Consider the following 13,162-nt stretch of genomic DNA (forward strand, 5'->3'; position numbering starts at 1 on the left):
CGGGCAGGCCGGGCCGTCGCACTACAGCCGGCCGCGGGTCGGTTTCTATGCAGTTCATATGAGTGTGGCCGAACGGACCGCTATCGCAGATCCCTTGCAGGAGGGGCGCTTACGGTAATAATGTGCCCTCATTCGGGGGTGAATCCGGAGGCGTCTGTTTTGGCAATCGAAAGTACCCCACCCGTTGTGCGGCCGAGCACCCCGCCGCAGGTTCGCCTGGAGGACATCGCGGGCCGGGCTGACACGTCGAGTGCCCTCGCTGACGCGGGCACGATCGTCTCGGGCATCGCCCTGTCCACCCAGTCCGTGCAGCCGGGCGATCTCTTCGTGGCCCTGCCCGGCAAGAACGGCCACGGCGCCGCGTACACCGACAGCGCCGTGCAGGCCGGCGCGGTGGCCGTGCTCACGGATGCTGACGGTGAGGCCGCCGCCCGCGCCGCCGGCGTACCCGTCATCGTGAGCGACAACCTGCGGGGCCGGCTGGGCGAGCTCAGCGCCTTCATCTACGGCACGGCCGACGGCGCCCCCACGATCTTCGGCATCACCGGTACCAACGGCAAGACCACCACCGCGTACGTGCTCGAGGCTGTGCTGCGCCAGATGGGCCTGGTCACCGGGCTGTCCACCACGGCCGAACGCCACATCGCCGGTGAGGTCTTCGTCTCCCGCCTGACCACCCCGGAGGCCACCGACGTGCACGCGCTCCTCGCGCGCATGAAGGAACAGCACGTGGAGGCCGTGGTGCTCGAAGTGAGCGCCCAGGGCCTCACCCACGGCCGGGTCGACGGCATCCTCTTTGACGTCGCCGGCTTCACCAACCTCTCGATAGACCACCTCGACGACTACGGCACCATGGAGAACTACTTCGACGCCAAGGAACTCCTGTTCCGGCCGGATCGCTCCCGCACCGCCGTCGTGAGCCTGGAAACCACCTGGGGCCGGAAGTTGCTGGCCGAGCCGACGATCCCGGTGGCGTCGATTTCCGCGGATGCCGCGACCGATCCGGACTGGCGCCTGGAGATCCTCGAGGCACTGCCGGAGGGCACCCGCTTCCGCGTGCACAACCGGGCCGGCGATTCCGTCGAGACGACGGTCGCGCTGCTGGGTGACCACCTCGTCGCCGACGCCGGGCTCGCCGTTGCGATGACCATCGAGGCCGGCTACGCCGCCGACCGGGTTCAGGCCGCGCTGCAGGACGGCATCGAGGTGTACATACCGGGCCGCACCGAGAGCGTCTCCGGTCCGACCGGACCGCGAGTGTACGTGGACTTCGGCCACAGCTCCGACGCCTTCGAGAAGACCCTGCGGGCGGTCAAGGCCGTCACCCCCGGCCGGGTCATCATGCTCTTCGGCGCCGACGGCGACCGCGACCCGGTCAAGCGCCCCGAAATGGCCCGCGTCGCCGCGGCCGGCTCCGACATCGTGGTCATCACCGACCACCACCCCCGTTTCGAAGACCCGGCCAGCATCCGCCGGATGCTCGTGGACGCCGCCAGGGAGGCCTTCCCCAACAAGCAGATCGTGGAGGTCTCCCCGCCGGAGGCCGCGATCGACTACGCCGTCGACCTGGCCCGGGACGGCGACGCCATCCTCTGGGCCGGACCCGGCCACCAGGACTACCGCGACATCCGCGGTGTGCGCACGCCGTACTCGGCCCGCGAGCTGGCCCGGGACGCCCTCGCCCGACACGGCTGGCCGGTCTCCTAGCCCGCGAACTGTGAGCTAAGCACCTCAAACGCTGGGTTTTAGGTGCTTAAGTCACGGTTCGCGAGAGGGCGGGCGCGGGCACCCTCGGTCCAGGTGGCCACGCAGAGCTGCATGCCCGGCCGGTAGGCCAGATGCGCCACCGAGGGGGCGTCGAGCACCTGCAGATCGGCCCGGCCGCCGATCCGGAGCGAGCCGACGGCATCCGGCCCGTGCTCACGGCCGACCGCCCGAGCCGCGCCGCGGGTGGCCGCCCAGATCGCCTCCCGCACGGTGAGGCCCATCTGCAGCACCGCCGTCGCCACGCAGAATGGCATCGACGTCGTGTACGACGTGCCGGGGTTGCAGTTGCTGGCCAGGGCGATGTGCGCGCCGGCGTCGAGCAACCGGCGGGCGGGCGGGAACGGTGCCCTGGTGGACAGGTCGCAGGCCGGCAGCAGGGTGGCCACGGTGTTCGAGCCGGCCAGGGCGTCGATGTCGGCGTCGTCCAGGTGGTTGCAGTGGTCCACGCTGGCGCAGCCCAACTCCGCGGCGAGGCGCACGCCACCGCTGAAGCCGAGCTGGTTGCCGTGCAGACGCAGGCCCAGCCCGGCGGCCCGGCCGGCCAGCAGCACCTCCCGGCACTCCTCGACGTCGAACGCGCCAGTCTCGCAGAAGGCGTCGACGAAGTCCACGTACGGGGCCACGGAGGCCAGCATCGGGCCGGTCACCAGGTCGAGGTAGTCCCGCCGGTCGATCCCCGGCGGCACCACGTGGGCGCCGAGGAAACTGACCACATCGGCGACCTCGGCGGCCGCCCTGGCGCTGCGGAGCTCGCCGGCCAGGTCGAGGCCGTAGCCGGTCTTGGTCTCCAGGAACGTGGTGCCCTGCGCCTCGGCCTCCCGGCGGAGGCAGCGGGCGTTGGCGACGAGGTCGGCCTCGTTCGCTGCCCTGGTCGCCAGCATCGTGCTGACTATTCCGCCGGCGGCATATCTCTGTCCGGCCATCCGGGCCTCGAACTCGGCGGCCCGGTCGCCCGCGAAAACCAGGTGGCTGTGGGTGTCGACCCAGCCCGGCAGCACCGCTCGCCCGTGCACATCCACGACGCTGTCGGCGGCGGGCGCTTCGGCGGCCGGCCCGAGCCAGGCGATGCGGCCGTTCTCGATCACGAGTGCGGCACCCAGCAGTCGGTCGTCGTCGTGGCTGGATTCGGCGGCCTGTGTGGTGAGCTCGGCGATCCCGGTGAGCAGTTCAGCGGTCATCGTGGGGCCTTCCGGTCGGGGACAACGGTGGGTGCAGTCGGGACGGGCGGGGTGCGGCTAGACCTAACTGTTCCCGTTCCGGACAATTGTGCCCGGTGTGCCGGCCACAATTGTCCGCACGCGGAACAGTAGAGCCGGGCGGGTGCGGTCATGCTGGACTCGGGGCTTCGGCGGACGGGGTGGGGTCGGCGGGCCGGCGGGCGTCGGGGGTGTCGGGGGTGCCGCGGGTGTCGAGCGCGTCGCGGAGGAGCGCGGCGGGCGAGCCGCGGGGTGCAAGCGCGGCGGCGGCGGTCCCCACGAGCCGGCCGGTGTCGGCCACGAGGCGGCCGGCCACGATCACCCGCCGCACGTCGGCCGCCGTGGCGGCGAGCACCAGTTGGTCGGGCCGGGCGCCCATGGTGCGGATGCTGTGGGCGTCGACCTCGACGAGGTCGGCCGGGTCACCGGGCGCCAGGCGTGCCGGGCCGAGGCCCAGCGCGGCGTAACCGTCGGCGCCGGCGGCCCGCAGCAGCGCCGCGGGGGTGAACCGGCCGCGGCTGCCGGAGGCCAGGCGCTCGCCCATCTCCAGGCCGCGCATCTCCAGGAACGGGTCGATGACTGCGTTCTGATCGGAGCCCAGGGCGATCGGGCTGCCCGCGGCGGCCAGCTCCCTGGCCCGGCCGATGCCGTCGCCGAGGTCGGCCTCGGTGCTCGGGCACATCGCCACGGTGACACCGGTGCGGCCGAGCATCCGGAGGTCGTCGTCGCTGAGGTGGCTGGCGTGCACGACGCTCAGCCGCGGGGTGAGGGCTCCGAGGCCGTAGAGAAGCCCCGTCGGGGTGACCCGATGCACTGCCAGGCAGTCGGCGTTCTCCTGCGGGTGCTCGGAGAGGTGGATGTGCAGCGGCACCTCCGCCGGCAGCCCGGCCAGGATCTGCCGCATGGCGTCACGCGGCACGGCCCGCACCGAGTGCAGTGCGGCGCCGAGGGTGACCAGGGCCGGCTCGTTCGGCCGGCCCGCGGCATCCGCTGCGAGGGTCTCGCGCAGCCGCGCCCACCGCGCCAGCCAGCCGGCCGCCGACCCGTCGCTGAAGCCCTGTTGCTCGGGGCGCAGCGGGGTGTCGAGGCCGCCGGCCAGGTAGCTGGTGTCCAGCAGCGCCAGGCGGATGCCCACCTCGCGGGCTGCCGTCGCCAGAGCGAGCTCCATGGCGTGCGCCTGCGGATAGCGGGTGCCGTCGGCCTTGTGGTGCAGGTAGTGGAACTCGCCCACGGCGGTGTAGCCGCTGACGAGCATCTCGGCGAAGACCGCCCGGGCCATCAGCAGGTAGCGCTCGGGAGTGAGCGCCCGGGCGACGGCGTACATCGACTCCCGCCAGCGCCAGAAGTCGCCACCCTGGTCGTGGGTGCGGCCGCGGAGGGCCCGGTGGAACGCGTGCGAATGCGCGTTCGCGAGGCCGGGCAGCACGGTGCCGAGGCGGATGTCGCCGGGCTCGGCGGGAACATCGTCTGCACGGCCGGAGATCCGACCGTCGGCGCCGATGCTGAGGCGTACGCCGGCGGTGACGACGCCGTCGACCAGCAGCGACTCGCACCAGTAGGTCGCCAGCGGTGCCGCGGTCACAGCAGCTCCCGCAGCAGGGTGTCCAGGGCCTCGACGCCGGCGACGCAGTCCTCGAGGGTGGCGAACTCGTCGGGCGAGTGCGAGATGCCGGTGGGGTTGCGCACGAACAGCATCGCGGTGGGCACGCGGGCAGCGAGCACCCCCGCATCGTGGCCGGCGCCAGCGGCCAGCGCGGGCAGCCCGCCGAGCGTGCGGACGAGCCGGGCGGCCAACTCGGGGTCGAAGGTGACGGTGCTCGTCCAGGAGTCCTCCACCACGGAGGTGGAGCAGCCGGCGTGCGGCGCCTGCACCCGTGCGGTGATCTCGGCCACCACGGCGCGGGCCTGGGCGTCGGTCTCGGCGCGCGCATCCAGCCAGGCGTGCACGACGGAGGGGATCACGTTGGTGCCGCCGGGCACGGCCTCGATGCGTCCCACCGTGGCGCGGGACCCGGGGCTGGCCAGGGCCGCCTGCTGCACGGACACGATGGCGTGCGCGGCGGCGACCATCGGGTCACGCCGGTCGGTCATCGGGGTGGCGCCGGCGTGGTTGCCCTGCCCGGTGAAGCTCAGCCGCCAGCGGCCGTGCGCGAGGATCGACGAGGCCACCGCGAGGGGCTCACGGAGATCGATCAGTCCCCGGCCCTGTTCCACATGCAGTTCGAGGAATATACCGATGCGGTCCAGGGACTCCTGGTCCCGGCCCAGGTGCGCGGGGTCGAGGCCGGCCGTCGCCGCGGCCTCGCCGAGGGTGATGCCGGCCCGGTCGGTGAGGGCGCGGGCCCGGTTGGCGTCGATGGCACCGGAGAGCAACCGGGAGCCGAGGCAGGCCACGCCGAAGCGGGAACCCTCCTCCTCGGCGAAGACCAGGACCGCGCAGGGCCGGCCGGGCGTGAAGCCGGCGGCCTGCAGCCGGGCGACGGCCTCGAGCGCGGAGACCACGCCGAGCGGCCCGTCGTAGGCGCCGCCGCCGGGCACGGAGTCGAGGTGGCTGCCGACCACCACGGCATCCGACCCCGGTGCGCCCCACCAGGCCCAGGTGTTGCCGTTGCGGTCCACCTCCACGTTCAGTCCGAGGCGCTCGGCGCGTTCGGTGAACCAGGCCCGCAGTTCGAGGTCGGCGCTCTGCCAGAGGTGCCGGGAGTAGCCGCCGGCGCGCCGGTCGCGACCGGTGTCGGCGATCTCGTCGAGACCGGCGAGCACGCCGTGAGCGACGAGGTCAGGCATCGGGCGCATCCGTGACTGTCGTACCGGCAGCGGTATCGGTCTCCCACATCGGCACCCGCAGGCCACGCTCGCGGGCCACCTCTTCGGCGCGTTCGTAGCCGGCGTCAACGTGGCGCATCACTCCGGTGCCGGGGTCGTTGACGAGCACCCGGGAGATCTTCTCGGCGGCCAGCTGCGTGCCGTCAGCGACTATCACCTGGCCGGCGTGGATGCTGCGGCCGATGCCGACCCCGCCGCCGTGGTGGATCGACACCCAGGTGGCGCCGGACGCGGTGTTCAGCAGCGCGTTCAGCAGCGGCCAGTCGGCGATGGCATCCGAGCCGTCTTTCATGCCCTCGGTCTCGCGGTAGGGCGAGGCCACCGATCCGGAGTCGAGGTGGTCGCGGCCGATCACGATCGGGGCGGACAGCTCGCCGGAGGCGACCATCTGATTGAATGTGAGCCCGGCGAGGTGGCGTTCCTGGTAGCCGAGCCAGCAGATGCGGGCGGGCAGGCCCTCGAAGGGCACCTTCTCGCCGGCCGCGGTGATCCAGCGGCGCAGGTGTTCGTCGTGAGGGAAGAGTTCGACGATGGCTCTGTCGGTGGCGGCGATGTCGGCCGGGTCACCGGAGAGCGCGGCCCAGCGGAACGGGCCCTTGCCCTCGGCGAAGAGCGGCCGGATATAGGCCGGCACGAAGCCGGGGAAGTCGAACGCCCGCTCGCAGCCGCCGAGCAGCGCCTCGGCGCGGATGGAGTTGCCGTAGTCGAAGACCTCGGCGCCGTACATCTGGAAGTCGACCATGGCCTGCACCTGCTTGGCCATCGAGGCGCGGGCCCGGTCGGTGAACTCCTCAGGCTTCTCGGCCGCGTAGGCGTGCCACTCGGCCACCGTGACGCCCTCGGGCAGGTAGGCGAGCGGGTCGTGGGCGCTGGTCTGGTCGGTGACGATGTCGATGGGCACCTCCCGGGCGAAGAGCTCGGCGAAGACCGTGGCGGCGTTGCCCACCAGGCCCACCGACAGCGGCCGGCGCTCGGCCTTGGCGGTGAGCACCCGGGCGAGGGCGTCGTCGAGGTCGTCGGTCATCTCGTCGAGGTAGCCGTGTTCGACCCGGCGGGCCAGGCGGGACGGGTCGACGTCGACGATGAGCACAACACCCTCGTTGAGGGTGACCGCCATGGGCTGGGCGCCGCCCATGCCGCCGGCGCCGCCGGTGAGGGTGAGGGTGCCGGCCAGGGTGCCGTTACTGTGCTTGTATTTCCCGTCCTTTCGGGCGGCGAGCTTGGCGGCCACGGCGGCGAAGGTCTCGTAGGTGCCCTGCAGGATGCCCTGGGTGCCGATGTAGATCCAGGAGCCGGCGGTCATCTGGCCGTACATGGTGAGGCCGAGGGCCTCGAGCTTGCGGAACTCCGGCCAGGTGGCCCAGTCGCCGACGAGGTTGGAGTTGGCGATCAGCACCCGGGGAGCCCACTCGTGGGTGCGGAACACACCCACCGGCTTGCCGGACTGCACGAGCAGGGTTTCGTCCTTCTCGAGCGTGGTGAGGGTGCGCACGATCGCGTCGTAGGCCGCCCAGTTACGGGCGGCCTTGCCGGTACCGCCGTAGACCACGAGCTTCTCCGGGTGCTCGGCGACGTCGGGGTCGAGGTTGTTCATCAGCATCCGCAGCGGGCCCTCGGTCTGCCAGCTCTTCGCCGTGAGGGTGGTGCCGCGGGCGGCGCGCACCACGCGCGGCGGATGCGGATCGGTGGGCGGCGCATCCGTCGGCGGGGTGTTGGTGCCGGTCGGGCTGGTCTCGGGCAGGTCGGTCATGAGCGGGCTGCTTTCTCGAGAGCGTGGCGGGTCAGTGCGTGGCGGATCAGTACAGCGCGCCGGTGGCGCTCTGGGCGGCGGCGAGCACGGCGCCGCTCCGCACGGAGGCGGCGACGGACTCGATCTCGGGGGAGAGGAACCGGTCGGGGCCGGGACCGGCGACCTCGCGTCGCACCTCGGCGAGCACCGCGCCGGTGGCGGGGCCGGGCTTCAGGGGTGCGCGCAGGTCGAGGGCACGGCCGGCGGTCATGACCTCGATGCCGAGCACCCGGGCGAGGCCGTCGATGCCGGTGCGGAGCTTGCGGGCGGCGTGCCAGCCCATCGAAACGTGGTCCTCCTGCATGGCCGAGGACGGGATCGAGTCGACCGAGGCGGGCACCGCGAGGCGCTTGAGCTCGGAGACGATGCCCGCGGCGGTGTACTGGGCGATCATCAGGCCGGAGTCGACCCCCACATCGTGGGCGAGGAACGCGGGCAGGCCGTTGCTGCGGGCCGGGTCGAGCATCCGGTCGGTGCGGCGCTCGGACATGCTCGCGACGTCGGCCACGGCGATGGCGAGGAAGTCGAGCACGTAGGCGACCGGGGCGCCGTGGCAGTTGCCGTTGGATTCGACGCGGCCGTTGATCGTGACGACGGGATTGTCGATGGCGCTGGCCAGCTCACGCTCGGCGATACGGCTCGCGTGGTCTATCGTGTCGCGGGCGGCGCCGTGCACCTGCGGGGCGCAGCGCAGCGAGTAGGCGTCCTGCACCCGGGTGCATTCCGGGGTCTTGTGGCTGGCCACGATGGGGGAGCCGGCGAGCAGGTGGCGGAGGTTGGCGGCGGAGGCCTGCTGGCCCAGCTGTGGGCGGAGGCCGGCGAGGTCGGCGGCGAAGGTGGCATCCGTGCCGAGCAGTGCCTCGATGCTCATCGCGGCGGCGATGTCGGCGGTGGCGAGCAGGGTGTGCAGGTCGTGCAGGGCCAGGCTGAGCTGGCCGAGCATGCCGTCGGTGCCGTTGATGAGGGCAAGGCCCTCCTTCTCGGCCAGCAGCACCGGTTCGAGGCCGGCGGCCGCCAGGGCGTCTGCAGCGGACAGCTCGGTGCCGGCGGCATCGCGCACGGTGCCCTCGCCCATCAGCGCCAGGGCGCAGTGGGCCAGCGGGGCCAGGTCGCCCGAGCAGCCGAGCGAGCCGTACTCGCGCACGATCGGCGTGATGCCGGCGTTGAGCAGGCCGGCATAGGCCTCGGCGGTCGACAGGCGGATGCCGGTGCGGCCGGTGAGCAGGGTGGATAGGCGCAGCAGCATCAGCGCGCGCACGGTCTCCCGCTCCACCTCGGCGCCGGAACCGGCCGCGTGCGAGCGCACCAGGCTCTGCTGCAGCCGGGTGCGGTCGGCCGACGTGATGAAGGTGGTGGCCAGGGCGCCGAACCCGGTGGAGATGCCGTAGTGCGGGGCCGCGTCGGTGGCGAGCACCTCGATGGTGGCGCGGCTGGCGGCCACGGCGGCGCGGGCGTCCTCGCCGAGGTGCACCGGGGCGTCGTGGCGGGCGACGGCGACGACATCCGCCACCGAGACCGGGCCGGTGCCCACGGTGACGGGGGCCGGAGCGGTTCTGACGGTGGGCGGGACGGTGTCGGCGGTGTGCATGCTCCTATCTGACTCCTGCACGGCCTCCGCCGCAGCGGCTTTCTCCCGGTTCGTGTCTCGTATACGAGACACACGCCGCCATCGCCTTCGACCCGCGTGCACAACTCCTGCAATTTTGGCCCGAATCGGGAAGAATTGGAGGAGCAGGCGGGGTTAGGGTGGGCGGACGGTGGCGGGTTTGGCCGCCTCGACACTGGAGGTACCGAATGCTCTCAACCGACCTGATGACGGATGCCTTCGGCCGGGTGCAGGAGGCGGTGCACGCCGTGCTGGTCGGCGCCGGGTCCGATCTGCTCGAGTTCCGTGTCGACCCAGAGGCCAACACCATCGCCTGGCTGGTCTGGCACCTCACCCGCGTACAGGACGACCATGTCTCCGACCTCATGGACGAGCCGCAGGTCTGGACGGCCGGAGGCTGGCAGAAACGCTTCAATCTTCCCTTCGCCGCCGGTGCCACGGGGTACCGGCAGAGCGCCGGCGAGGTCGCGGCCGTGCGGGCCGGCGCCGACCTGCTGCGCGGCTACTTCGACGCGGTGCACGAGCGCACGATCGCGTACCTGGGCACGCTGCGCGAGGACGACTTCAGCCGCGTGGTCGACACCCGCTGGACGCCGCCGGTGACCGTGGCCGTGCGGCTGGTCAGCGTGATCGGCGACGACCTCGAGCACGCCGGCCAGGCCGCGTTCGTGCGCGGGCTGGCGATACGGGCCGGCCCGCACTGAGCCGCCTCGGACATGGCCGGCACGTAATCGGGTCCACGTTCCGCGAAAGCGGCCGTGTGGTTGCCTCGGTGCGCTGTGGTGACCGTTGCCCCGCTCTCGCGAGCGGGCGGTCCGGGCGAGAGCCACGGGCGGGGCGGGCTCGCGCGACCGACGCCCGGCTAGGCTCGGGGCAGTACCTCGACCCTGGAGAGCCTGTGGCCCACTCGTATCCGCTGTATGTCAATGTGCTGGCACAGTGCTTCTGCTGCCAGTCGCTGCAGCCGTTCCACTTCACCTCGGCGACCGATCAGGTGGTCTGCACGCACTGCCTGCGTCACCTCGGTGCAGAGAAGGCCGAGCAGCGCGACACCGACCACATCAAGCTCTGGCTCGGGCAGTTCGCCGCGCAGCAGGAGACCCTGCACGAGCTCGAGGCCACGAGCACCGCCACCATCGCCGAGCGTGACGCCGAGATCACCGCACTGGACGCCCAGGTCGCCGAGTTGACCGGCATCGTGGCCGGCCGCTTCGACCGCGGCCCCGACGCCGGGCTGCGTGGCCTGCTCGAGACCGAGGTGCTCAAGCGTGCCGAGCGCAAGGCCGAGCTGGGCCAGCGCCGCACGGATGCCGCGATGGCCGTGCTCTGGCAGATCGGCCGGCTGCACACCGTGACCCCGGCCGACCCGCAACGCTGCGGATGCGGCAACTCGGTCGCCGCCTGCCCCGAGACCCGTGCCCTGGGTCCGGTGCGCCAGGCGCTGGGCGACTGGGAAGCGAAGAACCTCAAGCTCCACGCCGCCGGCCAGCGCCACGCCCTGCCGCCCCGGCATCCAGAGTTGTCTTGACGATCGCTCCCGGCCACAGGCCACACCCGCCCTGGCTGGCGCAGACCAGAGTCGCCCATTCTCGCTAGTGCGGGAGGGCCGCGAACCAGCTAAAAAGGGCGAGTCTGGGTTTCTGTGTGCGGGGGGCTGGCTGGCGCAGACCAGAGTCGCCCACTTTGGCTGGTGAGGCAGCGCCAGGACTATCGAGAATGGGCGAGTCTGGGTGGCGGATGGGCGAGTCTGGAACAGTGGGGTGTCGGGCGGGGCTAGGGAGTGGGGCGGGCTACCGAGGACTGGCCGGGGTCGCGGGCGCCCAGGGCCGAGGAGCCGGGGCTCGGCGTGAGACCCAGGCGGCGCACGATCTCGGCGGCCTCCTCGGCGGGCTTCCGGCCGGCGTGGATCGTGATCGCGTTCTCGTCGGGCTCCGGCGGCTCGAGCGCATCCACCTGCGAGTCCAGCAGCGAGGTGGGCATGTAGTGGTCGTGCCGGGTGGCCAGCCGCCGTCCGATCAGGTCTTTCGAGCCGGTCAGGTGCACGAAGGTCACGTTGTGCTCGCGCAGCACGTCCCGGTAGCGACGCTTGAGCGCCGAGCAGGTGATGATGCCGGGCACGCCCGCCATGGTGTGCTCGATGATCCACGAGGAGATGGTGTCGAGCCACGGCGCGCGGTCTTCATCGTTGAGAGGCTGACCGGAGGACATCTTGTCGATGTTCTCTTGCGGGTGCAGGTCGTCGCCCTCTTCGAGGTCCCAGCCGAGCTGGCCGGCGAGGATGCCCGCCACGGTGGACTTGCCGGAGCCGGAGATGCCCATGATCACGAGCACGGGTTGCTGATTCTCGAACACGGCTAGATCACCACGTTCAGGAGGAGGACCCCGGCCAGGCCGGTGATGGAGATGAGGCACTCCATGACCGTCCAGGTCTTCAGGGTCTGCGGAACGCTGGTGCCGAGGTACTCCTTCACCAGCCAGAAGCCCGCGTCGTTGACGTGCGAGAGGAACAGCGAACCGGCGCCGATGGCCAGAACCATGAGCGAGACATCCGTGGCGCCGAGGCTGGCGGCGACCGGCGCGAGGATGCCCGCGGCCGTCACGGTGGCGACGGTGGCCGACCCGGTGGCCACGCGCACCAGCGCGGAAACGACCCACGCCAGCAGCAGTACCGAGACGCTCGAGCCGTTGACGGCGTCGGCGATGACGGTGCCGATTCCGGTGTCGATGAGCACCTGCTTGAAGCCACCGCCGGCGCCGACGATGAGCAGGATGCCGGCGATCGGGGGCAGCGAGTCGGCGAGCGACTTCGACACGGCGGCACGGTCCATGCCGCCACCACGACCGAAGACGATCATGGCGTAGAGCACGGCGATCCCCAGCGCGATCATCGGGGTGCCGAGGAAGTCCAGGGTGGCGTTGAGCGGGTCGGTGGAGCCGGGGTTGATGGCGTCGGCGATCGAGCGGGCGAGCATCAGCACGACCGGCAGCAGGATGCCCGAGACGGTGGCGATGAAGCTCGGCCGCTTGATGTTCTCCTCGAGGCCCTGGTCGGCGGCGGTGATGAACATTTCGGGTACCGGCACCTTGACCCAGCGGGCCGCGAACTTGCTGAACAGCGGGCCGGCGATGATCACGGTGGGGATGGCGATGAGCACGCCGATGGCCAGGGTGAGGCCGAGGTTTGCGTTCAGGGTGGTGACGGCCACGAGAGGGCCGGGATGCGGCGGCACCAGGCCGTGCATGACGGACAGGCCGGCCAGGGCCGGGATGGCGATGCGGATGAGCGACTGGCCACTGCGCCGGGCGACGAGGATGATGACGGGGATGAGCAGCACCAGGCCGACCTCGAAGAACATCGGCAGGCCGATCAGGCCACCGATGAGCGCCATGGTCCACGGCAAGGTGCGCACGCTGGAGCGGCTCACGAGTGCGTCGACGATGCGGTCGGCTCCGCCGGAGTCGGCCAGCAGCTTGCCGAACATGGCGCCGAAGCCCACCAGCACACCCACGCCGGCCATGGTGGAGCCGAAGCCGGCGCCGAAGCTGGTGACCGCGGCGTTGGGGGCCATGCCGGCGCCCACACCCACGCCGACGGCGCCGATGGAGAGAGCCAGGAAGGGATGTACCTTGAGCCACGTGATCAGCACGATGATCACGGCGACGCCGATGGTCGCCGCGAGGATGAGTTGGAGAGTGCTGCCGGCGGGAACCACTGGTTCCACTGCCTGAATCGCGCGGGTCACATTCATCTCGAGAATCCGTTCCGAGGTCGCGTCCCTGCGACCTCTTCGTCATGTGGTGAGCACGCAGGTCCCCCTCACGGCGCGGGATGCGGCATAGTGAAGGAGGAAGTACGTAATCTGATTAATCTGATTAATCGGATTTATGAAGTGTTACACAACAACGGTGATGTGGTCAACAACACCGAAACGGCGGCCCGCGACGACGCCGGTTGAAGCGGATCGGTGCGACGGGGTC

Annotated in this window: 10 protein-coding genes; 3 read left to right on the forward strand and 7 right to left on the reverse strand. The window is 71.5% G+C overall.

The genetic code is table 11. From position 1 onward, the window contains the following. Positions 1–159 precede the first annotated feature (159 nt). Positions 160–1,707 (forward strand): Mur ligase family protein, encoded by a 1,548-nt coding sequence (locus tag BJQ95_RS00260; protein ID WP_240694736.1) that lies wholly within the window; start codon positions 160–162, stop codon positions 1,705–1,707. Between the two features lie 38 nt (positions 1,708–1,745). On the opposite strand, the gene hutI is transcribed toward BJQ95_RS00260, so the two are convergent. The 5 genes from hutI to hutH form a co-directional block, all read right to left on the reverse strand. Further along, complete coding sequence (hutI, locus tag BJQ95_RS00265; protein WP_130177704.1) at positions 1,746–2,945, reverse strand: imidazolonepropionase; 1,200 nt, start codon at positions 2,943–2,945, stop codon at positions 1,746–1,748. 148 nt (positions 2,946–3,093) lie between these two features. Continuing rightward, entirely contained in the window at positions 3,094–4,545 is a 1,452-nt protein-coding gene (locus tag BJQ95_RS00270) for a formimidoylglutamate deiminase (RefSeq protein ID WP_256041476.1), read from the reverse strand. Next, positions 4,542–5,750 carry an allantoate amidohydrolase gene (locus tag BJQ95_RS00275; protein ID WP_130178008.1) on the reverse strand — a complete coding sequence of 403 codons (1,209 nt, stop codon included), beginning with the start codon at positions 5,748–5,750 and terminating at the stop codon, positions 4,542–4,544. The genes BJQ95_RS00270 and BJQ95_RS00275 overlap by 4 nt, the downstream gene beginning before the upstream one ends. Continuing rightward, on the reverse strand, positions 5,743–7,539 hold the full coding sequence (gene hutU / locus BJQ95_RS00280) for a urocanate hydratase (protein WP_130178009.1): 1,797 nt from the start codon (positions 7,537–7,539) through the stop codon (positions 5,743–5,745). The genes BJQ95_RS00275 and hutU overlap by 8 nt, the downstream gene beginning before the upstream one ends. Before the next feature lie 46 nt (positions 7,540–7,585). Further along, positions 7,586–9,166, reverse strand: coding sequence for a histidine ammonia-lyase (gene hutH, locus BJQ95_RS00285; protein ID WP_130178010.1), 1,581 nt, complete (start codon positions 9,164–9,166; stop codon positions 7,586–7,588). 206 nt (positions 9,167–9,372) lie between these two features. Between hutH and BJQ95_RS00290 the strand changes: the two genes are divergently transcribed. Both BJQ95_RS00290 and BJQ95_RS00295 read left to right on the forward strand, forming a co-directional pair. Further along, positions 9,373–9,888 carry a DUF664 domain-containing protein gene (locus tag BJQ95_RS00290; protein WP_130178011.1) on the forward strand — a complete coding sequence of 172 codons (516 nt, stop codon included), beginning with the start codon at positions 9,373–9,375 and terminating at the stop codon, positions 9,886–9,888. A 194-nt stretch (positions 9,889–10,082) separates the two neighbouring features. Continuing rightward, positions 10,083–10,712, forward strand: coding sequence for a hypothetical protein (locus tag BJQ95_RS00295; protein ID WP_130178012.1), 630 nt, complete (start codon positions 10,083–10,085; stop codon positions 10,710–10,712). Between the two features lie 245 nt (positions 10,713–10,957). On the opposite strand, the gene BJQ95_RS00300 is transcribed toward BJQ95_RS00295, so the two are convergent. Both BJQ95_RS00300 and BJQ95_RS00305 read right to left on the reverse strand, forming a co-directional pair. Next, the gene (locus BJQ95_RS00300) at positions 10,958–11,503 is read right to left on the reverse strand and encodes a gluconokinase (RefSeq protein ID WP_130177830.1); all 546 of its coding nucleotides are present in this window, start codon (positions 11,501–11,503) and stop codon (positions 10,958–10,960) included. A gap of 35 nt (positions 11,504–11,538) precedes the next feature. Further along, positions 11,539–12,933 carry a GntP family permease gene (locus tag BJQ95_RS00305; RefSeq protein WP_130177817.1) on the reverse strand — a complete coding sequence of 465 codons (1,395 nt, stop codon included), beginning with the start codon at positions 12,931–12,933 and terminating at the stop codon, positions 11,539–11,541. Positions 12,934–13,162 lie beyond the last annotated feature (229 nt).

It is taken from the genome of Cryobacterium sp. SO1 (assembly GCF_004210215.2).
Classification (GTDB): Bacteria; Actinomycetota; Actinomycetes; order Actinomycetales; family Microbacteriaceae; genus Cryobacterium.

Coding starts and splice junctions, on each gene's coding strand:
- hutH (WP_130178010.1), bottom strand. CDS start 9,166: ATGCACACCGCCGACACCGTCCCGCCCACCGTCAGAACCGCTCCGGCC.
- BJQ95_RS00300 (WP_130177830.1), bottom strand. CDS start 11,503: ATGGGCATCTCCGGCTCCGGCAAGTCCACCGTGGCGGGCATCCTCGCC.
- BJQ95_RS00305 (WP_130177817.1), bottom strand. CDS start 12,933: ATGAATGTGACCCGCGCGATTCAGGCAGTGGAACCAGTGGTTCCCGCC.
- BJQ95_RS00290 (WP_130178011.1), top strand. CDS start 9,373: ATGCTCTCAACCGACCTGATGACGGATGCCTTCGGCCGGGTGCAGGAG.
- BJQ95_RS00275 (WP_130178008.1), bottom strand. CDS start 5,750: ATGCCTGACCTCGTCGCTCACGGCGTGCTCGCCGGTCTCGACGAGATC.
- hutU (WP_130178009.1), bottom strand. CDS start 7,539: ATGACCGACCTGCCCGAGACCAGCCCGACCGGCACCAACACCCCGCCG.
- hutI (WP_130177704.1), bottom strand. CDS start 2,945: ATGACCGCTGAACTGCTCACCGGGATCGCCGAGCTCACCACACAGGCC.